This is a genomic window from Pseudomonas knackmussii B13 (assembly GCF_000689415.1).
Lineage (GTDB): Bacteria > Pseudomonadota > Gammaproteobacteria > Pseudomonadales > Pseudomonadaceae > Pseudomonas > Pseudomonas knackmussii.
This window is the reverse complement of record NZ_HG322950.1, coordinates 12152-34224: the sequence shown is the minus strand read 5'-3', so window position 1 is coordinate 34224 and position 22073 is coordinate 12152. Positions and strand designations below refer to the sequence as shown.

The following is a 22073-nucleotide window of genomic DNA, read 5'->3' as shown; positions in this document are numbered from 1 at the left end:
CGAGGCCATTCGCGAGCAAGCTCGCTCCTACAAAAGCATCGCGTCACGCCGGCATCGCAGCGTCGCCCAACGCGCTACGCAGGCTCGCCAGGTCGCGCAGCGGTGGGGCGCCGAACAGGCGGCTGTATTCGCGGCTGAATTGCGAGGGGCTTTCGTAGCCGACGCGATGCCCGGCCACCGCCACTTCCAGCCCTTCGGAAAGCATCAGCCGGCGCGCCTCCTGCAGGCGCAGCTGCTTCTGGTACTGCAGCGGGCTGAGCGCGGTCACTTCCTTGAAGCGGTGGTGCAGGGTGGACGGACTCAGGTTCACCTCGCGGGCCAGGTCCTCGATGCGCAGCGCCTTGTCGAAGTTGCGGTTGAGCCATTCGATGGCGCGGGTCACGCGGTGGGTCTGGCTGTCGGTCATCGCCAGGTCGTGCAGCAGGTGGCCCTGCGGCCCGCGCAGCAGCCGGTAGAGGATCTCGCGGATGAACAGCGGCGCCAGCATCGGGATGTCGCGCGGGGTGTCGAGCAGGCGCATCAGCCGCAGCAGGGCGTCGAGCACCGTGGTGTCCAGGCGCTGCAGGTAGATGCCGCGGCTCGCCGGGCGCGGCGTGCTGCCGGCCAGGCCCGCGTCGGCGATCAGCCGGGTCAGCTCGCCCGGATCGATGTCCAGGCGCAGCGACAGGTAGGGCTTGTCCGGCGAAGCCTCGATCACCATGCCGGATACCGGCAGGGTCACTGACACCACCAGCAGGTTGAGCTCGTCGTAGCGGTACAGCTCGGGGCCGACGCGGATTTCCTTGCTGCCCTGGGCAATGACGCACAGCGCCGGGCGGTACAGCGTCGGCATACGACCTTCGCTGGGCTGGTTCATGCGCGCCAGTGAAAGCGCGTCGATAGCGGTTTCGTGGACGCCAGCACCGGCGCAATGGCGTTCGATGATATCGGCCAGTTCCTGGCGGCTGGCGGCGACGGGATCGTACAGGGCGGACGACTGCGACATGCGGGGGGCCTCCGAAAGTGGCGCTGCCAAGCTTACGCCGACGGCCGCGCGAGGGGTGTGACAGGACGACAGGCGCTGGAGGATCGGGCAAGCAATCGGCAGGAATGGACAAGCCCTGCGCCGCGCAAGGCCTGCAACATGGGCCGGAAGCAAGGGAATCGACCTCATAGGGCAAGCGGCACCGACTTGCGCAGGATCAGGCAAGAAGCCGACAGCATCCATCTACCGCCTCCTGGTGCCCGGGTCCTACTCTGGCGCAACCGGGCCATTCCCGTTCGTAGTGCCCGGGACAGGAGGAATCACGCATGGCCATTCGACGCCCACTCGAACATCAGCTTCTGATCCAGTCCCGCCCCGGCCACGAGGCGGCGCTCGCCGAACTGCTCGACCGCCTGATCAGCGCCGCCCACCAGCTGCCCGGTTGCCAGTCCTACGAAGTCCAGCTGCCGGCCACCACCAGCGATGTCTGGCGCCTGCGCGGACGCTGGGCCGATAGCGCCAGCCTGGAGGCTTACCTTGAGCTGCCGGAACAGCACCTGCTGGGGGAAATCTTCGAGCGTCACGCACTCAGCTTGCAGGCATGCATCGATGAAGCGCCTTCGCTCGGCCACACCTATCGCGAGGCCAGCTGAGCCCGCTCACATCAGGCAAGTCAGATCCAACGGCCGCACGGCCCCCATCCAGATCGCCCGGTCGCGGTGATCCACCAGTTCGTCCCCGGTCTGCGGGTGGATGAACACGACCAGCCCGCCGCGGTGCAACGCCAGCCAGGGCACCAGGTCCGCGAACACTTCAGGCGCGAACGCCAGCTGACAGCTCCAGTCCGGATGCGGCCCCACCGGTTTCTGGTGCATGCGCCCCATCTGCAGCGGGAAGCGCCGGGCCGCTTCCTCGCAGAGGGCGCGGGCCTGCTCCAGGGTGGCGGCATCGTAGTAGACGTGGGCGTGGAAGCCCTGGATGGCGATTTCGTCGAAGCCGGTCACGGTGCGGGGCTCTCCCTTTTCAGTTCGTCATGCAGCCAGTCGATGAAGGGCTGCACCAGGCGCGCACGACGCTTGCGCTCGGGCTGCACGGCGTAATAACCGTAGCGCGAGACGGCGCTTTCGCGGACCGGCCGGCACAGTAACCCTTGCTCCAGCAGTTCGTCGACCAGGTGTCCCCAGCCGATGGCGACACCCTGCCCGGCGATGGCTGCCTGCACCAGCAGGGTGTAGTTGTCGAAGCGCATCCCGGAGGCTTCCGGCGGGCGCGGCAGGTCGAGCGCGCGGAACAGCGCGGGCCAGTCGAACCAGCGGCTGTGCGCTTCGGACTTGAGGTGTAGCAGCGGCAGTCTCTGCAAGTCTTCCAGCGGCAGCGGCGCCTGGCGCTCGCCGAGCAGGCGCGGGCTGCACACCGGGAAGACTTCCTCGCCGAACAACAGCAGCGCCTCGCCATGCTTGAAGCGCCCGTCGCCGAAGGCGATGGCCACGTCGACGTCGCTGCGCAGGCTGCTCGGGCTGCGCTCGCTGCTCAGGAGGCTGACGTCCAGTTGCGGATGCAGCTGGCGAAAGCGTGGCAGGCGCGGCATCAGCCAGTAGGCGGCGAAGGCGAAGTCGGTGGCCACCTGCAGCACCTCCTGGCTTTGCCGGGCGCTGACCGCCGCTACGCCCGCTTCCAGCTCGGCCAGCCCGGCCTGCACATGTTGCTGCAAGAGCTGGCCACTTTCCGTCAGCACAATGCCCCGGTGCACGCGGTCGAACAGCCGCACGCCGAGCAGCTTCTCCAGGCGCTTGATCTGCTGGCTGACCGCCGGCTGGCTGCTGCCCAGTTCGGCGGCGGCGGCCGTGAAGCCCTGCTCGCGGGCCGCGCACTCGAACACGCGGAGCAGCTCCAGGGGCAGGCTCATGGGTATTCCATCCATAAGCTGGCGTTATCCGAAGCATGTCCTGGCATGCGCTTTACCCCCGTCAGACGTGGCGTGACACTCATCCACAGCACTATCCCATAACAATCGTGCATAGGATAAGTCCCGCCATGCCACGCCCGAACATCCTCTTCATCATGGCCGACCAGATGGCCGCGCCGCTGCTGCCGCTGCATGACCCGGCCTCGCCGATCCGCATGCCCAACCTGATGCGCCTGGCCGAAAAGGCCGTGGTATTCGACTCGGCCTACTGCAACAGCCCGCTGTGCGCGCCCTCGCGTTTCACCCTGGTCAGCGGCCGCCTGCCGACGCGGATCGGCGCCTGGGACAACGCCGCCGACTTCGCCGCCGACGTGCCCACCTACGCCCACCACCTGCGCCGTCTCGGCTACCGCACGGTGCTGTCGGGCAAGATGCACTTTTGCGGGCCGGACCAGTTGCACGGCTACGAGGAGCGCCTGACCAGCGACATCTACCCGGCCGACTACGGCTGGGCGGTGAACTGGGACGAGCCGGACGTGCGCCCGAGCTGGTACCACAACATGTCCTCGGTGCTGCAAGCCGGGCCCTGCGTGCGCACCAACCAGCTCGACTTCGACGACGAAGTGGTGTTCAAGGCGCGCCAGTACCTCTACGACCACGTGCGCGAACACGCCGACCGGCCGTTCTGCCTGACGGTCTCCATGACCCACCCGCACGACCCCTACACCATTCCGCGCGAGTACTGGGACCTCTACCGCGACGAGGAAATCCCCATGCCCTCGGTGGAGCTGGCGCAGGACGAGCAGGACCCGCACTCGCAACGCCTGCTCAAGGTCATCGACCTCTGGGACAAGCCGCTGCCGGCGGAGAAGATCCGCGACGCCCGTCGTGCCTACTTCGGCGCCTGCAGCTATGTCGACGCGCAGATCGGCGCGCTGCTCAAGACCCTGGAGGAATGCGACCTGGACGAAGACACCCTGGTGGTGTTCTCCGGCGACCACGGCGACATGCTTGGCGAGCGCGGCCTCTGGTACAAGATGCACTGGTTCGAGATGGCCGCCCGCGTGCCGCTGCTGATCAGCGCGCCCAAGCGCTTCGCCGCGCACCGCGTGAGCGAGTCGGTGTCCACCCTCGACCTGCTTCCGACCCTGGTCGAGCTGGCCGGCGGCGAGTTGCCGGCGCAGCTGGATCTGGACGGCCACTCGCTGCTGCCGCACCTGCAAGGGCAGGGCGGGCACGACGAGGTGATCGGCGAGTACACCGCCGAAGGGACGCTCAGCCCGCTGATGATGATCCGGCGTGGCGACTTCAAGTTCGTCTACTCCGAGCAGGACCCCTGCCTGCTCTTCGACCTGCAGAACGACCCGCGCGAGCTGGAGAACCTGGCCGGCTCGGCCTCGCATCGCGAGCTGTTCGAGGCCTTCCTGGCGGAGGCGCGGCAGCGTTGGGACATCCCGGCGATCACCGCCCAGGTCCTGGCCAGCCAGCGCCGCCGGCGCTTCGTCGATACCGCGTTGAGCCAGGGCAAGCGCACCAGCTGGGACCACCAGCCCTTCGTTGACGCCAGCCAGCAGTACATGCGCAACCACATCGACCTGGACGACCTGGAGCGCCGCGCCCGTTATCCCAAGCCCTGATAACCACAACCGAGAAAGCCGAGGGGAGAGAGAGCATGACCAAGCTATCCGCATTGCTGTTGGCCGGCGCCGTGACATTGGCCGGGCAGGGCGCCCACGCCGAGGACGCCGCCTGCACCACCGTCAAGCTGGCCGATCCGGGCTGGACCGACATCGCCGTCACCAACGGCGTGGCCAGCTTCCTCCTCGACAGCCTCGGCTACCAGGCCAAGGTCGACACCCTCTCGGTGCCGATCATCTACGGCGGCCTGCGCGACGCCCAGGTGGACGCCTTCCTCGGCAACTGGATGCCGGCGCAGCAGAGCTACCACGACAAGTTCGTCGCCAGCGGCCAGGTCCAGCAACTGGCGAAGAACCTCGAGGGCACCGAATTCACCCTGGCCGTGCCGAGCTACGTCTACGACGGCGGCGTGAAGAGCTTCGCCGACCTGCAGAAGTACGCCGACAAGTTCGACCGCAAGCTCTACGGCATCGGCTCCGGCGCACCGGCCAACCAGTCGATCCAGAAAATGATCGGCGGCAACGAGTTCGGCCTGGGCGACTGGAAACTGGTGGAGTCCGGCGAGCAGGCGATGCTCGCGGAGGTCGGTCGCTCCGTTAAGCGCCAGCGCTGGATCGTCTTCCTCGGCTGGACGCCACACCCGATGAACGTGAAGTACGACATGAAGTACCTCGCCGGCGGCGACAGGTACTTCGGCGCCACCGGCAGCGTCTACACCCTGACCCGCAACGGCTATGCCCAGCAGTGCCCGAACAGCGCGCGGCTGCTGGCCAACCTGAGCTTCGACCTGCCGATGGAGAACGCGGTGATGGCCCAGGTGCTGGAGAAGAACGTCGCCAATGCCGAAGCGGTGAAGGCCTGGATCAAGGCCAATCCGCAGGCCCTGGGCAAGTGGCTGGACGGTGTGAAGACCCGCGACGGCGGCGACGCCCTGAGCGCCGTTCAGGCACGGCTGTAAGCCCTCGATGCGCCGCCTCCACGGCCTGCTGCCGTTCCTCGCCTGGCTGCCGCGCCTCGGCCCGCGGGCAATGGCGCAGGAGGCCTGGGTCGGCTTCGCCGGCGCGGTGCTGGCGCTGCCGCAGTCCATCGCCTACGCGCTGATCGCCGGGCTGCCGCCGCAGTACGGGCTCTACGCGGCCATGCTGCCGGTGGCGATCGCCTGCCTGTGGGGCTCGTCGCGGCACATGGTCGGCGGGCCGACGGCGGCGATCTCGGTGGTGCTCTACGCGACGGTGGCGCCCCTGGCGCCACCGGGCAGCGAAAGCTACGTGCAACTCGTGCTGCTGCTGACCTTCCTCGCCGGTCTCCTGCAATGGGCGCTGGGCGCCCTGCGCTTCGGCGTGTTGCTGAATTTCGTCTCGCACTCGGTGATGCTCGGCTTCACCCTGGGCGCGGCGCTGGTGATCGCTCTCGGACAACTGCCGTACCTGCTCGGCGTGGAAGTCCATAGCCAGGGCAGCGCGCTGGATGGCACGCACCTGCTGATGCAACACCTGGGTGAAGGCGATGCGCCCTCGCTTGTGATCGGACTGCTCAGCCTAGCCGTCAGCCTCCTCTGCCGCTGGCTGCGACCGCGTTGGCCGGCCCTGATGCTCGGCCTGCTGGTCGCCAGCCTGACCACTTGGGCGCTGCCGCAGTGGTTCGCCGGGGTCGCTCGAGTCCAGGCGTTCGCCAGCGCGCTGCCACCCTTCAGCCCACTGCACTTCGATGCCAGGACCATCGCCGAACTGCTTCCCGGCGCCCTCGCCTGCGGCCTGCTCGGCCTGGTCACCAGCCTGTCCATCGCCCGCTCGCTGGCCGCACACAGCCAGCAGTTTCTCGACGCCAACCAGGAAATCCGCGCCCAGGGCCTGTCCAACCTGCTCGGGCCCTGGTTCTCCGCCAGTCTCTCGGCCGGCTCCTTCACCCGCTCAGGGCTGAACCTGGAGGCGGGCGCGCGCTTTCCGCTGGCCGGGGTCTTCTCCGCACTCTGGGTCGCCGCGCTGGCGCTGGCCGGCGCCGGCCTGATCACCCACATTCCGCTGCCGGCCATGGCCGGCGGCATCCTGCTGATCGCCTGGGGACTGGTGGATCGCCCGGCGCTACGTGCCCTCTGGCGCGGCAGCCGCAGCGAGTTCCTGGTGATGGCGCTGACCGCAGCGGCGACCCTGCTGCTGCCGCTGCAGAATGCGATCTACCTCGGCGTGCTGGCCTCGCTGCTGCTGTACCTGCGGCGCACCTCGCAGCCGCGCGTGGAGCGCTGGGAAGCCACCGGCGAGGAGGTCCTGCGGGTCGAGGGGTCGATCTTCTTCGGCGCCTGCGACTACCTGCAGCGGCTGATCCAGGCCAGCCGCGGCCGGCGCCTGGTGCTGGACGCGCAGCACGTCAATTTCATCGACTTCGCCGGCGCGCACATGCTGCAACAGGAAGCCCGGCGCCTGGCCGGGGAGGGGCGCCACCTGGTCCTGCGCAACGCGCGCCCGAGGGTGCGCGACGAGCTGGCCAGGCAGATGGGCGAAGGAGCGGTGTTGCGGGTGGAGTAGGGGATTCCCAGCGCACGGAACCCGTAGGAGCGAGCTTGCTCGCGAATGGCCTCGCACCGGAGCCTGTTCGCGAGCAAGCTCGCTCCTACGAAGAGCAGAGCAGGCGGCGCAGTTCGGCCAACACCGGCTGCGAATCCGGGCGCACGCCGCGCCACAGCTGGAAGGCTTCGGCGGCCTGCTCCACGAGCATGCCCAGGCCATCGATGCAGCGCGCCGCACCTTGCTCGGCAGCCCAGCGATTGAAGGCGGTGGTTTCCTTGCCATACATCATGTCGTAGCAGACCGTGTGGCCCTTGCGGATCAGCGCCGGGTCGATCGGCGGCAGCTCGCCGGCGAGGCTCGCCGAGGTGCCATTGACGATGACGTCGAAGGCCTCCTCGCGCAGGTCGAAACCGCCGGCGCGCACTTCGCCCAGGTCGGCGAACTCACGGGCCAGCTGCTCGGCTTTCGCGGCGGTGCGGTTGAGCACCACCAGCACGGCCGGACGCTCGCCGAGGAAGGGTTCGAGAATGCCGCGCACCGCGCCGCCGGCGCCGAGCACCAGCACGCGCTTGCCGGAGAGGGCCACGCCATTGTTCACCACCAGGTCGCGGTTGAGGCCGGCGCCGTCGGTGTTGTCGCCGAGCAGGCGGCCGCCATCGAGCTTCTTCAGGGTGTTCACCGCGCCGGCACGACGGGCGCGCTCGCTCAGCTCGTCGGCCAGGCGATAGGCCTCTTCCTTGAACGGCACAGTGACGTTGGCACCCAGGCCCTCGGCGAAGAAGGCGCGGGCCGCCCCGGTGAAGTCGTCCAGCGGCGCCAGCAGCGCTTCGTAGGTGAGCGCCTGGCCGGTCTGCTGGGCGAACAGGCTGTGGATCAGCGGCGACTTGCTGTGGCCGATGGGGTTGCCGAAGACGCAATAGCGGTCCATGGAATTCCTGGGAAGTTTCTTCTTGTGGATAACGGCGACGGGCTTGGCTGTGCTCAGCCCATCAATGACCCGCGAGCCAATCGCGGTCCTGCAGGAAGTATTCGGTCAGCCGCGCTTCCTCGCTGCCCGGCTCCGGCTTCCAGTCGTAGCCCCAGCGCACCTGCGGCGGCAACGACATGAGGATCGACTCGGTGCGCCCGCCCGACTGCAGGCCGAACAGGGTGCCACGGTCGTAGACCAGGTTGAACTCGACGTAGCGGCCGCGGCGGAATTCCTGGAATTCGCGCTGCTGCTCGGTCCAGGGAGTGTCCTTGCGCTTGCGCACGATCGGCAGGTAGGCCTCGATGTAGGCATCGCCGATGGCGCGCAGGAAGGCGAAGCTGGTGTCGAAGTCCCACTGGTTCAGGTCGTCGAAGAACAGCCCGCCGATGCCGCGCGGCTCGTGGCGATGCTTGAGGTGGAAGTAGCGGTCGCACCATTCCTTGTAGCGCGGGTAGACGTCCTCGCCGAAGGGCGCGCAGGCGTCGCGGGCGACCTTGTGCCAGTGCACGCAGTCTTCCTCGTGGCCGTAGTAGGGCGTCAGGTCGAAGCCGCCGCCGAACCACCAGACCGGCTCCTCGCCTTCCTTCTCGGCGATGAAGAAGCGCACGTTGGCGTGGGAGGTGGGCACATGCGGATTGCGCGGGTGGATCACCAGCGACACGCCCAGTGCCTGGAAGCCGCGGCCGGCCAGTTCCGGACGGTGCGCACTGGCCGACGGCGGCAGGCCGGCGCCGAACACGTGGGAGAAGTTCACCCCGCCTTTCTCGATCACCGCGCCGTCACCGATCACCCGGGTACGGCCACCGCCGCCGGCCGGGCGCTGCCAGGCGTCCTCGATGAAGCGCGCGCCGCCGTCTTCGGCTTCGAGCGCGGCACAGATGCGGTCTTGCAGGTCGAGCAGGTAGGCCTTCACGGCCTCGATACGGTCGGTCACGGAATCACCTTGGAGCGGGAAAGCCGCGCGGCGCGTGGGCCGCAGGCCGAAAAAGGGGGCCAAGCATAGCATCCCCGCCAGGCATCCCGTGCTTGACGGCGATCAACAGGCCGGCTTGGATGAAAGACTTTTCTCAAAGCAGCGTCCTACAGCGGACGCTGCGCGTCGCAGGAGATCGACATGGCCAAGCGTATCCAGTTCGCCCGCACCGGCGGCCCGGAAGTCCTCGAGTACATCGACTACACCCCCGCCGAGCCGGGGCCGAAGGAAGTTCGCGTGCGCAACCGCGCCATCGGCCTGAACTTCATCGACACCTACTACCGCAGCGGCCTCTACCCGGCGCCGGCCTTGCCCTCCGGGCTGGGCACCGAGGGTGCCGGCGAGGTGGATGCGGTGGGCAGCGAGGTCAGTGGCGTCAAGGTCGGCGACCGCGTCGCCTACGCCACCGGGCCGCTGGGCTCCTACAGCGAACTGCACGTACTTCCGGCAGCCAACCTGGTCAAGCTGCCGGACAGCATCAGCTTCGAAACCGCCGCCGCGGTGATGCTCAAGGGCCTCACCGTGCAGTACCTGCTGCGCCAGACCTACAACGCCCAACCCGGCCAGACCGTGCTGTGGCACGCGGCGGCCGGTGGCGTCGGCCTTATCGCCTGCCAGTGGGCCAAGGCCCTGGGCGTGAAACTGATCGGCACCGTCGGCTCCGCGGCCAAGGCCGAGCTGGCCAAGGCCCACGGCGCCTGGGAAACCATCGACTACAGCCATGAGAATGTGGTCGAGCGCGTGCTGGCGCTCACCGACGGCAAGAAGGTCCCGGTGGTCTACGACTCGGTGGGCAAGGACACCTGGCCGATTTCCCTCGACTGCGCCGCGCAGCGCGGGCTGATCGTCAGCTTCGGCAATGCTTCGGGCGCGGTGGACGGGGTGAACCTGGGCATCCTCGCGCAGAAGGGCTCGCTGTTCGTCACCCGCCCGACCCTGTTCGGCTACGCGAATACGCCGGAACGCCTGCAAGCAATGGCCGAAGACCTGTTCGGCATGCTCACCAGCGGCAAGATCAAGGTCGAGATCAACCAGCGCTTCGCCCTGGCGGATGCAGCCAAGGCACAGACTGAGCTGGCGGCGCGGCGTACTACTGGATCGACCATTCTGCTTCCGTAGGGCCAGTTGTAGGAGCGAGCTTGCTCGCGAACCCGCATCGCACGAAGCATTCGCGAGCAAGCTCGCTCCTACGAGGAGACAGTTACGACGGGCGGACGACCTGGCCGGTCACCAGATCGCGGATCAGGCTGGGATTGCGGCGACCGCCGAGCTTGCCGTCCAGCACGCCGGCCAGTTCGCCACGGAAGTACTGCTCGACCCGCAGCCGCGAGCGCGCCGCCGGGCGGCCGGCGGGGTTGGCCGAGGTCGATACCAGCGGCCCGGTGAGGGCACAGAGCTCGCGCACCAGCGGATGATCGGTGACACGCAGGGCAACGCTGTCGTGCTGGCCGGTGATCCACTCGGGCAGGCGGTTCTGGTGCGGCACCAGCCAGGTGTTGGGGCCCGGCCAGCTGGCGGCCAGGCGCTCCTGCCAGGCCTGCGGCAGGTCGGCGAGGAGGAAGTCGAACTGGCGAATGTTGTCGGCGACCAGGATCAGGCCTTTCTCCACCGGTCGCGCCTTGATCGCGAGCAGGCGGTACACCGCGTCTTCATTCCAAGGGTCGCAACCCAGCCCCCAGACCGCTTCGGTCGGGTAGGCGATGACGCCCCCATCGCGCACTATTTTGGCCGCACGCTTTACACGCCAACTGCTGATCATCGGCAAACTCCGGGGAAATTCGAATGCGCGGAAGTTTACGTGCTCAGCCACCGCGATGCACCCAGACGCCGGCCTCGCAGGCCACGCGGCCGGCCAGTTCGAGATCGGTCAGCTCCACTAGCAGGCGGGGCAATTCCCAGCCACTGGCAAGCGCCAGTTCTTCGCTGCTGTGGGGCGCGGCGCGCAACAGGGCGAGCAGGGGATGGGCGCGCTCCGCCTTCGGTTCGGGCGCAGCGCATTCGCTCTGGGTCCAGCCCTGCAGGCCTTCGAGAATGTGCTCGACGCTTTCCACCAGGCTCGCCCCCTGGCGGATCAGCTCGTGACAGCCGCGCGCGCCGGGGTGGTGGATGGAACCGGGGATCGCATAGACCTCGCGGCCCTGCTCGGCGGCCAGGCGAGCGGTGATCAGCGAACCGCTGGAGGGGCTGGCCTCGACCACCAGCACGCCAAGGGAGAGCCCACTGATGATGCGATTGCGCCGCGGGAAGTTGGACGGATTCGGTGGGCTATCCAGCGGCAATTCGCTGACCAGCGCACCGCCGCCTTCGACGATGCGTCGCGCCAGTGAGCGATGGCGATTCGGATAGATGTGTTCGAGGCCGGTTCCGAGCACGGCGACGGTCGCGCCGCCTGCGGCCAGCGCGCCTTCATGGGCGGCGCCATCGATGCCCAGGGCCAGCCCGCTGGTGATGACGAAGCCGCCACCGGCCAGCGCTCGCGCAAAGGACTTCGCGGTGTCCAGCCCCGGATGGCTGGCACGGCGGCTGCCGACCACGGCCAGCTGCGGACGCTGCAGCACCTCGGGTTTACCTTCGACGAACAGCAGCGGCGGGGCGTCGGACAGCTCCGAGAGCAGCGCCGGGTAATCCTCCTGATCCGACAGCAGCAGGTAGCATCCCTCCTGCTCGAGCCAGCGCAGCGCTGCGGCCGCACGCCCACGCACCGGTTCGCTGCGACGCGCCTCGGCACAGATCATCGGCAGCCCCAGCGAGCGCCAGGCGGCAGCGGGGGCACTGAGGGCGGCGGAGGCGGAGCCGAAGGCTGCCAATAGCGCAACGAAGCGGCGAGGCCCCAATTCGGGCAATACGTGCAGACGCAGGCGGGCTTCGAGTTCGGCGGGAGAGGGCATGGCGGCGTTCCTTCGGTCGCGGGCGGAACGCCCGACTATGCCGTCCGGATGGGCGGGTGCCTGTCGGACCGCTCGGAAAAGCCGGAAGGCCAGAAACAAAGAACCCCGCCGAAGCGGGGTTCTCGAAGAACTTGGTGCGTCAGGGGTTGCGCACCTTGTCCTGCACTTCCAGCGAGCGGCTGGCGGTGAGCACCAGGCCGTAGCTCAGGCGGTGGTAGGTGCGGAAGATCATCACCAGGCCGGAGCGCTCGTCGGGCATCTTCACCAGGTCGCCGTCGACGCGGTCACGCACCGTCTCGCCCAGCTTGTAGATGGCCAGCACGTTGCCTTCCTCGAGGCCGTCGCGCGCGCCCTTGTCGATGGTTACCACGTCGTACTTGCCGACCTGGGTCACGCCGCGCGGCACGTCGATGATGGTGCCCTTGATCGGGGTCTTCGGCTCGCTGGGCATGAACACCGTGGTGACCGCACGCTCCTCGGTGGGGAACAGGCGGTCGCCCGGACGCACTTCCTGGGTGGAACGGGTCAGGTTGAGCGTGGCGACGTCGTTTTCCTTGGCGGTGACGTTGGCGCTACCGATGTCCATGGCGTCGATGCCGAGGACTTCCTTGGTGTCCGGGTCGGTGTAGGTCTTGCCTTGGCGGAAGATGCCGTAGCTACCCTGCTCTACCAGCGAGTCGCCGCGCGCATAGGCGCGGTCACCGGCGCCGCTGACCACGCGCTCGGCATCACCGGCAACCATGTGCGGGGCCTTTTCGAAATCACCTTCACTGTCGACGATGCGGTTGGACAGCAGGAAGGCGTTGATCTTGTCCAGCGGGATGGTGGGCACGGCCTCGGCCATAGGCGTGCTGCGCACTTTCGGCGACAGCTTGATGGTGCCGTGGGACGCGCCGCGGCCCAGGACCAGGCGCGGCTGGCCGTCGATGTACACCAGGCTCAGTACGTCCCCCGGGTAGATCAGGTGCGGGTTGCGAATCTGCGGATTCACCTGCCAGATTTCCGGCCACTTCCAGGGTTTGCTCAGGAACTTGCCCGAGATATCCCAGAGAGTGTCACCCTTGACCACGGTATAGCGATCCGGATGGCCGTCCCTGAGCTCTACGGCACCCTGCGCCACGCTGCCTGCCGCAAGCAGCAGCACGGCGAGTAGTGTTTTCCTCATGCGGTGAATCCCTTTATTATGTGTACCCCTGAAACGCCGCAAAGCCGCCCCTACCGGGCTTTTCAGCGTTTTTCGATGCTGCTCAGCATATTAGCAGCCGATTTTTACTTTATTCCACAAGTGCATCACAAACGCATATGGCCATTCTGAACATTCTCGAATTCCCCGATCCGCGCCTGCGCACGATCGCCAAGCCGGTCGAGCGGGTCGACGACGCTGTTCGCCAGTTGGTCGACGACATGTTCGAAACCATGTACGAGGCGCCCGGTATCGGCCTGGCCGCCACGCAGGTGAACGTGCACAAGCGCATCGTGGTGATGGACCTGTCCGAAGACAAGTCCGAACCGCGCGTGTTCATCAACCCGGAACTGGAGCCGCTCACCGAAGAGATGGGCGAATACCAGGAAGGCTGCCTCTCGGTGCCCGGCTTCTACGAGAACGTCGATCGCCCGACGCGCGTGCGCATCAAGGCGCTGGATCGCGACGGCAAGGCCTTCGAGGAAATCGCCGATGGCCTGCTGGCCGTCTGCATCCAACATGAGTGCGATCACCTCAACGGCAAGCTGTTCGTCGACTACCTGTCCAGCCTCAAGCGCGACCGGATCAAGAAGAAGCTGGAAAAGCAGCACCGCCAGCGCGCCTGACGCCCCATCCCCAAAGGCTTGCTCCGGCAAGCCTTTTTTCATTCAGCGAGCCCCGCATGAGCCAAGCATTGCGCATCGTCTTCGCCGGAACCCCGGACTTCGCCGCCGAGCACCTCAAGGCCCTGCTCGACACCCCGCACCAGATCGTCGCCGTCTACACCCAGCCGGACCGCCCGGCAGGCCGCGGGCAGAAGCTGATGCCCAGCCCGGTCAAGCAGCTCGCCGTGGAGCACGGCCTGCCGGTGCTGCAGCCGCCGACCTTGCGCAACGAAGAGGCCCAGGCCGAACTGGCCGCCCTGCAGCCGGACCTGATGGTGGTAGTCGCCTACGGCCTGATCCTGCCGCAGGTGGTGCTCGACATCCCGCGCCTGGGCTGCATCAACAGCCACGCCTCGCTGCTGCCGCGCTGGCGCGGTGCGGCGCCGATCCAGCGCGCGGTGGAAGCCGGCGACGCGGAGAGCGGCGTCACCGTGATGCAGATGGAAGCCGGTCTGGACACCGGGCCGATGCTGCTCAAGATCGCTACCCCGATTTCCGCCGAAGACACCGGCGGCAGCCTGCATGACCGCCTCGCGCGCCTCGGCCCGCCGGCGGTGATCGAAGCCATCGCCGGCCTGGCTGCCGGCACGTTGCAGGGCGAGGTCCAGGACGATGCACTGGCCACCTACGCGCACAAGCTGAACAAGGAAGAAGCCAAACTCGACTGGAGCCTGCCGGCCGCCGAGCTGGAGCGCCGCGTGCGCGCCTTCGATCCCTGGCCGGTCTGCCACACCACGCTCAACGGCGAAACCCTGAAGGTCTGGGCCGCGCGCCTGGGCGAAGGCAAGGGCGAGCCCGGCAAGATCCTCGACGCCAGCCGCGACGGCCTGCTGGTAGGTTGCGGCGAAGGCAGCCTGCTGCTGACTCGCGTGCAGCTGCCCGGCGGCAAGCCGCTGGCCTTCGCCGACCTGTTCAACAGCCGTCGCGAGCAGTTCGCCTCCGGCCAGGTGCTCGGCCAATGAGCACCAGCCCGCGCCTCGCCGCCGCCCGCGCCCTGACTGCCGTGCTCGCCGGCCGCGCCTCGCTGGGTGGCTCGCTGCCGCCGCAGCTGGAGCTGGTCGCTCCGCGCGACCGCGGCCTGACCCAGGAGCTGGCCTTCGGCACCGCGCGCTGGCAACCGCGCCTCGCAGCCCTGGCTTCGCGCCTGCTGCAGAAGCCGTTCAAGGCTGGCGACCGTGACGTCGAGGCGCTGCTGCTGGTCGGCCTCTACCAGTTGCTCTACACCCGCATTCCCCCGCACGCAGCCATCGGCGAGACCGTCGGCTGCGCGGACAAGCTGAAGAAAACCTGGGCCAAGGGCCTGCTCAACGCCGTGCTGCGCCGCGCCCAGCGCGAAAGCGAAGGGCTGCTGGCGGACATCGACCGCGACCCAGCTGCACGCCTCGCGCATCCGCGCTGGCTGCAGAAGGCCCTCAAGCAGTCCTGGCCAGAACAGTTCGAAGCCGTATGCGCGGCGAACAACGCGCATCCGCCGATGACCCTGCGGGTCAACCGCCGCCAAGGCACCCGTGACGCCTACCTGGCCGAACTGCAGACCGTTGGATTCGACGCCACGGCCTGCGCCTTCAGCCGCGACGGCATCCAGCTCGACCAGCCGTGCGACGTGCGCGAGCTGCCGGGTTTCGCCGAAGGCCGCGTGAGCGTGCAGGACGAAGCTGCGCAACTAGCCGCCGATTTGCTCGAACTGGCCCCCGGCCAGCGCGTGCTCGACGCCTGCTGCGCCCCCGGCGGCAAGACCTGCCACCTGCTGGAAGCCGAACCGGGCCTGGCCAGCGTGCTTGGCGTGGACCTGGAAGAATCCCGCCTGGTGCGCGTGCGCGAGAACCTGCAACGCCTGCAGCTGGACGCCCAGCTGATCGCCGCCGACGGCCGCGACACCGCCGCCTGGTGGGACGGCAAGCCGTTCCAGCGCATCCTGCTCGACGCGCCCTGCTCGGCCACCGGCGTGATCCGCCGCCATCCGGACATCAAGCTGACCCGCGCCGCCGAAGACATTCCAGCCCTGGCGCAGTTGCAGGGCGAGCTGCTCGACGCGCTCTGGCCGACCCTGGAAGTGGGCGGCATCCTGCTCTACGCCACCTGCTCGGTGATGCCGCAGGAGAACCGCGAGTCGATCGCCGCCTTCCTTGCCCGCACGCCCGGCGCCCGTGAGCTGGATCTCGCCGGCCCCTGGGGGCTGAAGCAGGACCACGGTCGCCAGCTGTTGCCGCAGGAAGGCGGACACGACGGTTTCTACTATGCCAAGCTGATCAAGATTTCCGCCCGATAGGTTCGGGGGCTGCTGCGCGTCGGCGATACGGCGTCAGGCGACGATTTCGAAATGCTCATTCACTAGAGTGAACTGCGCTTTCAAAACCACCGCCTTCCTAGTCTCGCTCTAGCTCGCGAGCCCCAGTGAATAGGCATAGGAAGCCGCAATGAAGATCATCATCCTCGGTGCCGGGCAGGTCGGCGGCACCCTCGCCGAACACCTGGCCAGCGAAGCCAACGACATCACGGTGGTCGACACCGACGGCGAGCGCCTGCGCGACCTCAACGACCGCCTCGACATCCGAACGGTGCAGGGCAAGGCCTCCTTCCCCACGGTGCTGCGCCAGGCCGGCGCCGATGACGCCGACATGCTGGTGGCGGTGACCAACAGCGACGAGGTCAACATGGTCGCCTGCCAGGTGGCCTATACCCTGTTCAACACGCCGACCCGCATCGCCCGCGTGCGCGAGGCGGCGTACCTGACCCGCAGCGGCCTGTTCAACAACGAGGCCATTCCGGTGGACGTGCTGATCAGCCCGGAACAGGTGGTCACCAACTACATCAAGCGGCTGATCGAATACCCCGGCTCGCTGCAGGTGATCGACTTCGCCGAAGGCAAGGCGCAGCTGGTTGGCATCAAGGCGCACTACGGCGGCCCACTGGTAGGCCAGGAGTTGCGCCAACTTCGAGAGCACATGCCCAACGCGGACACCCGCGTGGCGGCCATCTACCGGCGCAACCGGCCGATCATCCCCCAGGGCGACACCGTGATCGAGGCCGACGACGAGGTCTTCTTCATCGCTGCCAAGGCCCACATCCGCGCGGTGATGGGCGAGATGCGGCGGATGGAGGAGAACTACCGGCGGATCATCATCGCCGGCGGCGGCAACATCGGCGAACGCCTGGCCGAGGCCATCGAGAACCGCTACCAGGTGAAGATCATCGAGATGAACCCGGCGCGCTGCCGGCATCTTTCGGACAACCTGGACAGCGCCATCGTGCTCCAGGGCAGCGCCTCGGATCGTGACCTGCTGCTGGAGGAAGACATCGGCGAAACCGACCTCTTCCTCGCCCTGACCAACGACGACGAGGCGAACATCATGTCCTCGCTGCTGGCCAAGCGCCTGGGCGCGCGCAAGGTGATGACGCTCATCAACAACCCGGCCTACGTCGACCTGGTCCAGGGCGGCGAGATCGACATCGCCATCAGCCCGCAGCTGGCCACCATCGGCACCCTGCTGACCCACGTGCGCCGCGGCGACATCGAGAGCGTGCATTCCCTGCGCCGTGGCGCCGCCGAAGCCATCGAAATGGTCGCCCACGGCGACCCGAAATCGAGCAAGGTCATCGGCCGCCCGCTGAGCAAGATCAACCTGCCGCCGGGCACCACCATCGGCGCAGTGATCCGCGACGAGGAAGTGCTGATCGCCCACGGCGAACTGCTGATCGAACACGGCGACCACGTGATCCTGTTCGTGGTCGACAAGAAGCGCATCCGTGACATCGAGCGGCTGTTCCAGGCCGGTCTGACGTTCTTCTGAAGGAGGGCAGGCGATGCTCGAAGGACTGGAAAAAATGCTCGCCAAAGGCGTGGATAACCCGCTGCTGCGCTTTGGCCTCGGCAAGGGCTACCTGGATGCCGGCGAAGCCGCCAGGGCAGCGGTTCATCTGCGCCGCTGCGTGGAGCAGGACCCGAAGTACTCGGCAGCCTGGAAGTTGCTGGGCAAGGCGCTGCAGGCCGAAGGCAACCTCGATGGCGCCCGCGCCGCCTGGGCCGATGGCCTGGCCGCAGCCCAGGCCCACGGCGACAAGCAGGCGGAAAAGGAAATGACGGTATTCCTGCGCAAGCTCGACAAGGCGCAGAACAGCTAACCGCACCGCCCTTTGTAGGAGCGGGCCATGCCCGCGATTCGCGGACAAGGTTCGCTCCTACAGGGAATCGCCGACCTTCAGGCCAGCGCCGGCCGCTGCACGCGGCGCAGAATGGCGTTCAGCAGCACGCCATAGAGCGGCACGAAGAGAATCAGGCTGACACTCAGCTTCACCGCGTAATCGACGCTGGCGATCTCCACCCAGTGCTCGGCCATGAAGGGGTTGGCACTGTGCCAGAAGGCCACCGAGAAGAACGCGAAGGTGTCCATCAGGTTGCCGAACAGGGTCGACACGACCGGGGCGATCCACCACTGGCGGAGCTTGCGCAGGCGATCGAAGACCTGGATGTCGAGAATCTGCCCCAGCGCGTAGGCGAAGAAGCTGCCTAGCGCGATGCGCCCGACGAAGGTATTGAATTCGCCCAGCGCCGCCAAGCCTCGGTAGCCGCCATCCTGGAACAGCACCGAAACCACGTACGAGGCCAGCAGCGCGGGCAGCATCACGCGGGCGATGACGCGCCGCGCCGGGCCCTTGCCGAGCAGGCGCACGGTGAGGTCGGTGGCCAGGAAGATGAACGGGAAGCTGAACGCACCCCAGGTGGTCTGCCAGCCGAACAGGGTCATGGGCAGCTGCACCAGGTAGTTGCTGGCGATGATGATGATGATGTGGAAAACGATCAGGCCGGCCAGCGCGTTGCGCCGTGCCGCCGGGGAAAAGGCAGACATGCGTGGTCCTTTTTCATCGATGGGGTGAGGGAACCCATGCCCGGCCCTATGCCGAGCGGCGCGTATTCTAGCGAATAACGGACCCGAAAGTCAGGTTCTTCGTCGGGCGCTTCACTCGACGAAGCGCAAGCCCGCGCCTTCGGCGTCGGTGCGGGTGACTTCCATCTGCAACACCGGCGCCTCGATCGGAAGGTCTTGCACCTGGCCGGTCACGCGGGTGCCGGCGGGCAGGCCGGCGAGGGCTTCATGGCGCACATAGACGCCGCCGTCGGAGAGGTCGCGAGTGTGGCCGAAAATCTCGCCGAAACTCGCGTGGGCGATCTTGATCCTGCACTTCATCGGGGTACGCGGGTACTGCCTCTGATTCGCCATGCTCGGCATCCGTCCGGAAGGTCAGCGGCATAGTCCGCCCGATATGGCGGCGCAGGTCAAGCGAACAGTTGCCCCAGCAGCCACAGGTTGGCGCCACTGATGACCACGAACAGCAGCCAGCCCAAAGCCTGGGTCAGCCGGCTGTTGACGAATTCGCCCATCAACGCGCGGTCGCTGGTGAAGCGGATCAGCGGCCAGAGGGCGAACGGCAGTTGCAGGCTGAGCACCACCTGGCTGAACACCAGCAGCTTGCCCACCGCCTTGTCGCCCAGCAGCAGCACGCCGATCAGCGCCGGGATCAGCGCCAGGGCACGAGTGATCAGGCGACGCTGCCAGCACGGAATCTTCATCTGCAGGAAGCCTTCCATGATCACCTGGCCGGCGATGGTGCCAGTGAAGGTCGAACTCTGCCCGGAAGCCAGCAGCGCCACGCCGAACAGGATGGCGGCCAGGCCGGCGCCGACCAGGGGTTCGAGCAGACGGTAGGCGTCCTGGATCTCGGTGACGTCGGCGTGCCCGGTTTCGTGGAAGGCCGCCGCGGCGAGAATCAGGATGGCGGCGTTGATCAGCAGCGCAAGGCTCAACGACACGATGGTATCCAGTCGCGCCAGGCGGATCGCCGAGGCCTTGCCCTGGCTGCCGGAAACCGCGCGGGTCTGCACGATGGAGGAATGCAGGTAGAGGTTGTGCGGCATCACGGTGGCGCCGAGGATGCCGATCGCGAGGTACAGCGGCTCCCGGGCGCTGACCGCCTGCCAGCTGGGCAGGAAGCCGATGGCCACGTCCGGCCAATGCGGCTTGATCAGCAGCAGCTCGACCGCGTAGCAGGCGCTGATGGTGAGGATCAGGCCCAGCATGATGGCTTCGAGGTGGCGGAAGCGCTGCCCCTTGAGGCCAAGGACGATCAGGGTGTCGAGGGCGGTGAGGAGGATGCCGCCGGTGAGGTTGACGCCCAGCAGCAGGTGGAAGGCGAGGGCGCAGCCGAGTACTTCGGCAAGGTCGGTGGCGATGATCGACAGCTCTGCCAGCAGCCACTGCCCCCTGGCTACGGCCGGGCTGTAGCGTTGCCGCGAGAGCTGCGCCAGATCCTGCCCGCTGACGATGCCCAGGCGCATCGCCAGACATTGCAGGACCATGCCGGCGAGGCTGGAAAGCAGGACCACGAACAGCAGCTGGTAGCCAAAGCCCGAACCGGCTTCGATGGCCGTCGCCCAGTTGCCCGGGTCCATGTAGCCGATGGACACGAGCAGGCCGGGCCCGGCGAATTGCAGGATGCGCTTCCACAGCGGCGCGCTGGGCGAGACGACGACGCTACCCTTGACCTCGGACGGGCAGAAGGGCGCAGTGGCGGTGGTCGGCAATCCCAGCATGCGGCTGCTCCTTCAGCTCAGTACCACTTGGCTTCGCCTTCCGGGCGCTTCTTGAAGCGCTTCATGGTCCACATGTACTGGCTCGGGTAGTCGCGTACGTAACGGGCCAGTTCGCGGCTCAGGGCGGCCACCGAGACTTCCATGTCCTTGTCGTACATGTCCGCCGGTGCCGCCTCGAGGATCACCTTGTAGCCGCTGCCATCGGGCAGGCGCACGGCATGGAAGAACACCCCGCGGGCCTTGCCCCGCGCGAGCAGGGAGGGCACGAACTTGCTGGTGAGCGCGGTGGTGCCGAGGTAGGGCACGAAGAGCCCCGAGCCCAGGTCCGGCTCAGGGTCGCAGGGAATGCCGACGCAGCCGCCTCGCTTCACTTCCTTGATGACGCTGATGATGCCTTCCGGGGTGGACGGCGCCACGCGGTTGCCCAGCTGCACGCGCTGCTTCTTCAGCAGCTCATCCACCGCCTTCAGCTTCGGCGGGCGGTAGAAGATGATCGGTTTGGCGTAGGAGCAATAGAAGTGGTTGAGCACTTCCCAGTTGCCCAGGTGGCTGGTGATGCCGACCACGCCGTCACCCGAGGCCAGGGCCTCTTCCAGCACCTCCATGCCTTCCACTTCGCGGATGTACTGCAGCGACTTCTGCGGTGGCCAGATCCAGGCACAGGCGCTTTCGGTGAGCGTCTTGCCGATGTCCATCAGGCTGCGTCCGACCAGCTTCTCGCGCTCGGCCGGCGACAGCTCGGGGAAGCAATGCGTCAGGTTGATCCGCACGATCTCGCGGGAGCGGTTGGGCAGCTTCCACATCAGCCAGCCGATGCCCGCGCCCAGGGCCCCGACCGCGCGCCACGGCAACATGGCGAACAACCGCAGGAATCCCACCACCAGTGCGCCTTTGAATTTCTCCACGGAATGCTCCTTCAGACGAATGCGCGCATTTTAACCAGCGCGGATGACCGAAGGCGAAACGCACGTTCCGATTGGGGCGATAGAGAGGGGATTGGTCTCACCCTTTCACACCCCTAGGAGCGGCCCATGGCCGCGAATCGCGCGCATGGCGCGCTCCTACAGGCTCCTCGACCGGCGTCAGGATAGCTCTGCGTAGCGGTCGCAATCGGTGGTGTGGTCCATCACCATGCCGCTGGCCTGCATGAAGGCGTAGCAGATGGTCGGACCGACGAAGGTGAAGCCGGCCTTCTTCAGCGCCTTGCTCATGGCCTCGGCCTCGGGCGTCACCGCCGGGACATCGCCGCGTCCGCTGAAATGGTTGACCTTCGGCTGGTCTCCAACGAAAGACCACAGCAGCTCCACCGGATCGGGCAGGGCCAGCCAGGCCAGGGCGTTCTGCCGGGCGGCCTTGAGCTTGGCCAGGTTGCGGATGATGCCCGGGTCCTGCATGCGCTCCTCGATCTCCTCGTCGCTCATGCGCGCCAGGCGCTCGGGGTCGAAGCCGAACAGCACCTCGCGGTAACGCTCACGCTTGCGCAGCACGGTGATCCACGACAACCCGGCCTGGGCGCCCTCGAGGAGCAGCAGCTCGAACAGTTTCTGCGCATCCCTCAACGGCACGCCCCATTCGGTGTCGTGGTAGGCGATGTACAGCGGGTCGTCGTTGCACCAGAAGCAGCGGGGCATGGCAGTCGGCCTCGAAGGGTTGGGAAGGCAATCACTATAGCCGACGCACTGTATAAAAACACAGCCTAATGCGATAGCGGCGGTCGCCCTGAAAGCGCGGAAACCCCAAGCGGCATGCGGCTTCGGGTATACTGCGCGGTTTTCGACGCATACCCAGCACAG

23 protein-coding genes are annotated in these 22073 nt (G+C 67.3%); 10 read left to right on the top strand and 13 right to left on the bottom strand.

The window, feature by feature from the left end; translation table 11 throughout:
- Positions 1–43 precede the first annotated feature (43 nt).
- Positions 44–985 carry an AraC family transcriptional regulator gene (locus PKB_RS00160; RefSeq protein WP_043248011.1) on the bottom strand — a complete coding sequence of 314 codons (942 nt, stop codon included), beginning with the start codon at positions 983–985 and terminating at the stop codon, positions 44–46.
- 305 nt (positions 986–1290) lie between these two features.
- Here PKB_RS00160 and PKB_RS00155 point away from each other — a divergent pair, with 305 nt between their 5' ends.
- Positions 1291–1617 carry an antibiotic biosynthesis monooxygenase family protein gene (locus tag PKB_RS00155; protein ID WP_052355130.1) on the top strand — a complete coding sequence of 109 codons (327 nt, stop codon included), beginning with the start codon at positions 1291–1293 and terminating at the stop codon, positions 1615–1617.
- A 6-nt stretch (positions 1618–1623) separates the two neighbouring features.
- Here the strand turns inward: PKB_RS00155 and PKB_RS00150 are convergent, their stop codons facing one another.
- Positions 1624–1968 (bottom strand): DOPA 4,5-dioxygenase family protein, encoded by a 345-nt coding sequence (locus tag PKB_RS00150; RefSeq protein ID WP_043248009.1) that lies wholly within the window; start codon positions 1966–1968, stop codon positions 1624–1626.
- A complete protein-coding gene (locus tag PKB_RS00145) occupies positions 1965–2870 on the bottom strand; it encodes a choline sulfate utilization transcriptional regulator (protein ID WP_043248007.1) in 906 nt (301 codons plus the stop codon). The genes PKB_RS00150 and PKB_RS00145 overlap by 4 nt, the downstream gene beginning before the upstream one ends.
- Before the next feature lie 128 nt (positions 2871–2998).
- On the opposite strand from PKB_RS00145, the gene betC reads away from it, so the two are divergent.
- From betC to PKB_RS00130, 3 genes are read left to right on the top strand one after another with little or no spacing between them, the layout of a single operon-like run.
- On the top strand, positions 2999–4507 hold the full coding sequence (betC, locus tag PKB_RS00140) for a choline-sulfatase (protein WP_043248005.1): 1509 nt from the start codon (positions 2999–3001) through the stop codon (positions 4505–4507).
- A 35-nt stretch (positions 4508–4542) separates the two neighbouring features.
- Positions 4543–5466: a choline ABC transporter substrate-binding protein gene (choX, locus tag PKB_RS00135; RefSeq protein WP_043248003.1), complete on the top strand. Its 924-nt coding sequence runs from the start codon at positions 4543–4545 to the stop codon at positions 5464–5466.
- A gap of 7 nt (positions 5467–5473) precedes the next feature.
- On the top strand, positions 5474–7030 hold the full coding sequence (locus tag PKB_RS00130; protein ID WP_043247998.1) for a SulP family inorganic anion transporter: 1557 nt from the start codon (positions 5474–5476) through the stop codon (positions 7028–7030).
- Positions 7031–7115: 85 nt separating this feature from the next.
- On the opposite strand, the gene aroE is transcribed toward PKB_RS00130, so the two are convergent.
- Positions 7116–7940 carry a shikimate dehydrogenase gene (gene aroE / locus PKB_RS00125; RefSeq protein WP_043247997.1) on the bottom strand — a complete coding sequence of 275 codons (825 nt, stop codon included), beginning with the start codon at positions 7938–7940 and terminating at the stop codon, positions 7116–7118.
- Between the two features lie 61 nt (positions 7941–8001).
- Positions 8002–8916 (bottom strand): oxygen-dependent coproporphyrinogen oxidase, encoded by a 915-nt coding sequence (gene hemF / locus PKB_RS00120; protein WP_043247995.1) that lies wholly within the window; start codon positions 8914–8916, stop codon positions 8002–8004.
- 180 nt (positions 8917–9096) lie between these two features.
- Between hemF and PKB_RS00115 the strand changes: the two genes are divergently transcribed.
- Positions 9097–10074, top strand: a complete 978-nt coding sequence (locus PKB_RS00115; RefSeq protein ID WP_043247993.1) for an NADPH:quinone reductase — start codon at positions 9097–9099, stop codon at positions 10072–10074.
- A gap of 82 nt (positions 10075–10156) precedes the next feature.
- Here PKB_RS00115 and tsaC read toward each other — a convergent pair whose 3' ends face one another.
- The 3 genes from tsaC to PKB_RS00100 form a co-directional block, all read right to left on the bottom strand.
- Positions 10157–10714 carry an L-threonylcarbamoyladenylate synthase type 1 TsaC gene (gene tsaC, locus PKB_RS00110; protein ID WP_043247991.1) on the bottom strand — a complete coding sequence of 186 codons (558 nt, stop codon included), beginning with the start codon at positions 10712–10714 and terminating at the stop codon, positions 10157–10159.
- 43 nt (positions 10715–10757) lie between these two features.
- Positions 10758–11843: a DNA-processing protein DprA gene (dprA, locus tag PKB_RS00105; protein ID WP_043247989.1), complete on the bottom strand. Its 1086-nt coding sequence runs from the start codon at positions 11841–11843 to the stop codon at positions 10758–10760.
- Positions 11844–11982: 139 nt separating this feature from the next.
- Positions 11983–13008, bottom strand: coding sequence for a LysM peptidoglycan-binding domain-containing protein (locus tag PKB_RS00100; protein ID WP_043247987.1), 1026 nt, complete (start codon positions 13006–13008; stop codon positions 11983–11985).
- A 137-nt stretch (positions 13009–13145) separates the two neighbouring features.
- Here PKB_RS00100 and def point away from each other — a divergent pair, with 137 nt between their 5' ends.
- The 5 genes from def (at position 13146) to PKB_RS00075 (ending at position 17813) form a co-directional block, all read left to right on the top strand.
- A complete protein-coding gene (def, locus tag PKB_RS00095; protein WP_043247985.1) occupies positions 13146–13652 on the top strand; it encodes a peptide deformylase in 507 nt (168 codons plus the stop codon).
- A 56-nt stretch (positions 13653–13708) separates the two neighbouring features.
- Positions 13709–14653 carry a methionyl-tRNA formyltransferase gene (gene fmt / locus PKB_RS00090; protein ID WP_043247983.1) on the top strand — a complete coding sequence of 315 codons (945 nt, stop codon included), beginning with the start codon at positions 13709–13711 and terminating at the stop codon, positions 14651–14653.
- Positions 14650–15960, top strand: a complete 1311-nt coding sequence (rsmB, locus tag PKB_RS00085) for a 16S rRNA (cytosine(967)-C(5))-methyltransferase RsmB (protein WP_043247981.1) — start codon at positions 14650–14652, stop codon at positions 15958–15960. The genes fmt and rsmB overlap by 4 nt, the downstream gene beginning before the upstream one ends.
- A gap of 148 nt (positions 15961–16108) precedes the next feature.
- Complete coding sequence (gene trkA / locus PKB_RS00080) at positions 16109–17482, top strand: Trk system potassium transporter TrkA (protein ID WP_043247979.1); 1374 nt, start codon at positions 16109–16111, stop codon at positions 17480–17482.
- 13 nt (positions 17483–17495) lie between these two features.
- On the top strand, positions 17496–17813 hold the full coding sequence (locus PKB_RS00075; RefSeq protein ID WP_043247978.1) for a tetratricopeptide repeat protein: 318 nt from the start codon (positions 17496–17498) through the stop codon (positions 17811–17813).
- A 77-nt stretch (positions 17814–17890) separates the two neighbouring features.
- Here the strand turns inward: PKB_RS00075 and PKB_RS00070 are convergent, their stop codons facing one another.
- The 5 genes from PKB_RS00070 to PKB_RS00050 all read right to left on the bottom strand — a co-directional run bounded on the left by PKB_RS00070 (position 17891) and on the right by PKB_RS00050 (position 21911).
- Complete coding sequence (locus tag PKB_RS00070) at positions 17891–18538, bottom strand: 7-cyano-7-deazaguanine/7-aminomethyl-7-deazaguanine transporter (protein WP_043247976.1); 648 nt, start codon at positions 18536–18538, stop codon at positions 17891–17893.
- Between the two features lie 111 nt (positions 18539–18649).
- The gene (locus PKB_RS00065; protein ID WP_043247974.1) at positions 18650–18910 is read right to left on the bottom strand and encodes a PilZ domain-containing protein; all 261 of its coding nucleotides are present in this window, start codon (positions 18908–18910) and stop codon (positions 18650–18652) included.
- A 56-nt stretch (positions 18911–18966) separates the two neighbouring features.
- A complete protein-coding gene (locus PKB_RS00060) occupies positions 18967–20280 on the bottom strand; it encodes an Nramp family divalent metal transporter (protein WP_043247973.1) in 1314 nt (437 codons plus the stop codon).
- 17 nt (positions 20281–20297) lie between these two features.
- Entirely contained in the window at positions 20298–21185 is an 888-nt protein-coding gene (locus PKB_RS00055) for a lysophospholipid acyltransferase (protein ID WP_043247971.1), read from the bottom strand.
- A 177-nt stretch (positions 21186–21362) separates the two neighbouring features.
- Positions 21363–21911: a DNA-3-methyladenine glycosylase I gene (locus PKB_RS00050; protein ID WP_043247969.1), complete on the bottom strand. Its 549-nt coding sequence runs from the start codon at positions 21909–21911 to the stop codon at positions 21363–21365.
- Positions 21912–22073 lie beyond the last annotated feature (162 nt).

What these genes read in the sequence shown, in the direction of transcription:
- dprA (WP_043247989.1), bottom strand. Translation starts at nt 11,843, where the DNA reads ATGCCCTCTCCCGCCGAACTCGAAGCCCGCCTGCGTCTGCACGTATTG.
- PKB_RS00070 (WP_043247976.1), bottom strand. Translation starts at nt 18,538, where the DNA reads ATGTCTGCCTTTTCCCCGGCGGCACGGCGCAACGCGCTGGCCGGCCTG.
- fmt (WP_043247983.1), top strand. Translation starts at nt 13,709, where the DNA reads ATGAGCCAAGCATTGCGCATCGTCTTCGCCGGAACCCCGGACTTCGCC.
- PKB_RS00075 (WP_043247978.1), top strand. Translation starts at nt 17,496, where the DNA reads ATGCTCGAAGGACTGGAAAAAATGCTCGCCAAAGGCGTGGATAACCCG.
- PKB_RS00115 (WP_043247993.1), top strand. Translation starts at nt 9,097, where the DNA reads ATGGCCAAGCGTATCCAGTTCGCCCGCACCGGCGGCCCGGAAGTCCTC.
- PKB_RS00050 (WP_043247969.1), bottom strand. Translation starts at nt 21,911, where the DNA reads ATGCCCCGCTGCTTCTGGTGCAACGACGACCCGCTGTACATCGCCTAC.
- def (WP_043247985.1), top strand. Translation starts at nt 13,146, where the DNA reads ATGGCCATTCTGAACATTCTCGAATTCCCCGATCCGCGCCTGCGCACG.
- aroE (WP_043247997.1), bottom strand. Translation starts at nt 7,940, where the DNA reads ATGGACCGCTATTGCGTCTTCGGCAACCCCATCGGCCACAGCAAGTCG.
- rsmB (WP_043247981.1), top strand. Translation starts at nt 14,650, where the DNA reads ATGAGCACCAGCCCGCGCCTCGCCGCCGCCCGCGCCCTGACTGCCGTG.
- PKB_RS00065 (WP_043247974.1), bottom strand. Translation starts at nt 18,910, where the DNA reads ATGGCGAATCAGAGGCAGTACCCGCGTACCCCGATGAAGTGCAGGATC.
- tsaC (WP_043247991.1), bottom strand. Translation starts at nt 10,714, where the DNA reads ATGATCAGCAGTTGGCGTGTAAAGCGTGCGGCCAAAATAGTGCGCGAT.
- PKB_RS00160 (WP_043248011.1), bottom strand. Translation starts at nt 985, where the DNA reads ATGTCGCAGTCGTCCGCCCTGTACGATCCCGTCGCCGCCAGCCGCCAG.
- choX (WP_043248003.1), top strand. Translation starts at nt 4,543, where the DNA reads ATGACCAAGCTATCCGCATTGCTGTTGGCCGGCGCCGTGACATTGGCC.
- PKB_RS00145 (WP_043248007.1), bottom strand. Translation starts at nt 2,870, where the DNA reads ATGAGCCTGCCCCTGGAGCTGCTCCGCGTGTTCGAGTGCGCGGCCCGC.
- PKB_RS00100 (WP_043247987.1), bottom strand. Translation starts at nt 13,008, where the DNA reads ATGAGGAAAACACTACTCGCCGTGCTGCTGCTTGCGGCAGGCAGCGTG.
- betC (WP_043248005.1), top strand. Translation starts at nt 2,999, where the DNA reads ATGCCACGCCCGAACATCCTCTTCATCATGGCCGACCAGATGGCCGCG.
- trkA (WP_043247979.1), top strand. Translation starts at nt 16,109, where the DNA reads ATGAAGATCATCATCCTCGGTGCCGGGCAGGTCGGCGGCACCCTCGCC.
- PKB_RS00130 (WP_043247998.1), top strand. Translation starts at nt 5,474, where the DNA reads ATGCGCCGCCTCCACGGCCTGCTGCCGTTCCTCGCCTGGCTGCCGCGC.
- PKB_RS00060 (WP_043247973.1), bottom strand. Translation starts at nt 20,280, where the DNA reads ATGCTGGGATTGCCGACCACCGCCACTGCGCCCTTCTGCCCGTCCGAG.
- PKB_RS00155 (WP_052355130.1), top strand. Translation starts at nt 1,291, where the DNA reads ATGGCCATTCGACGCCCACTCGAACATCAGCTTCTGATCCAGTCCCGC.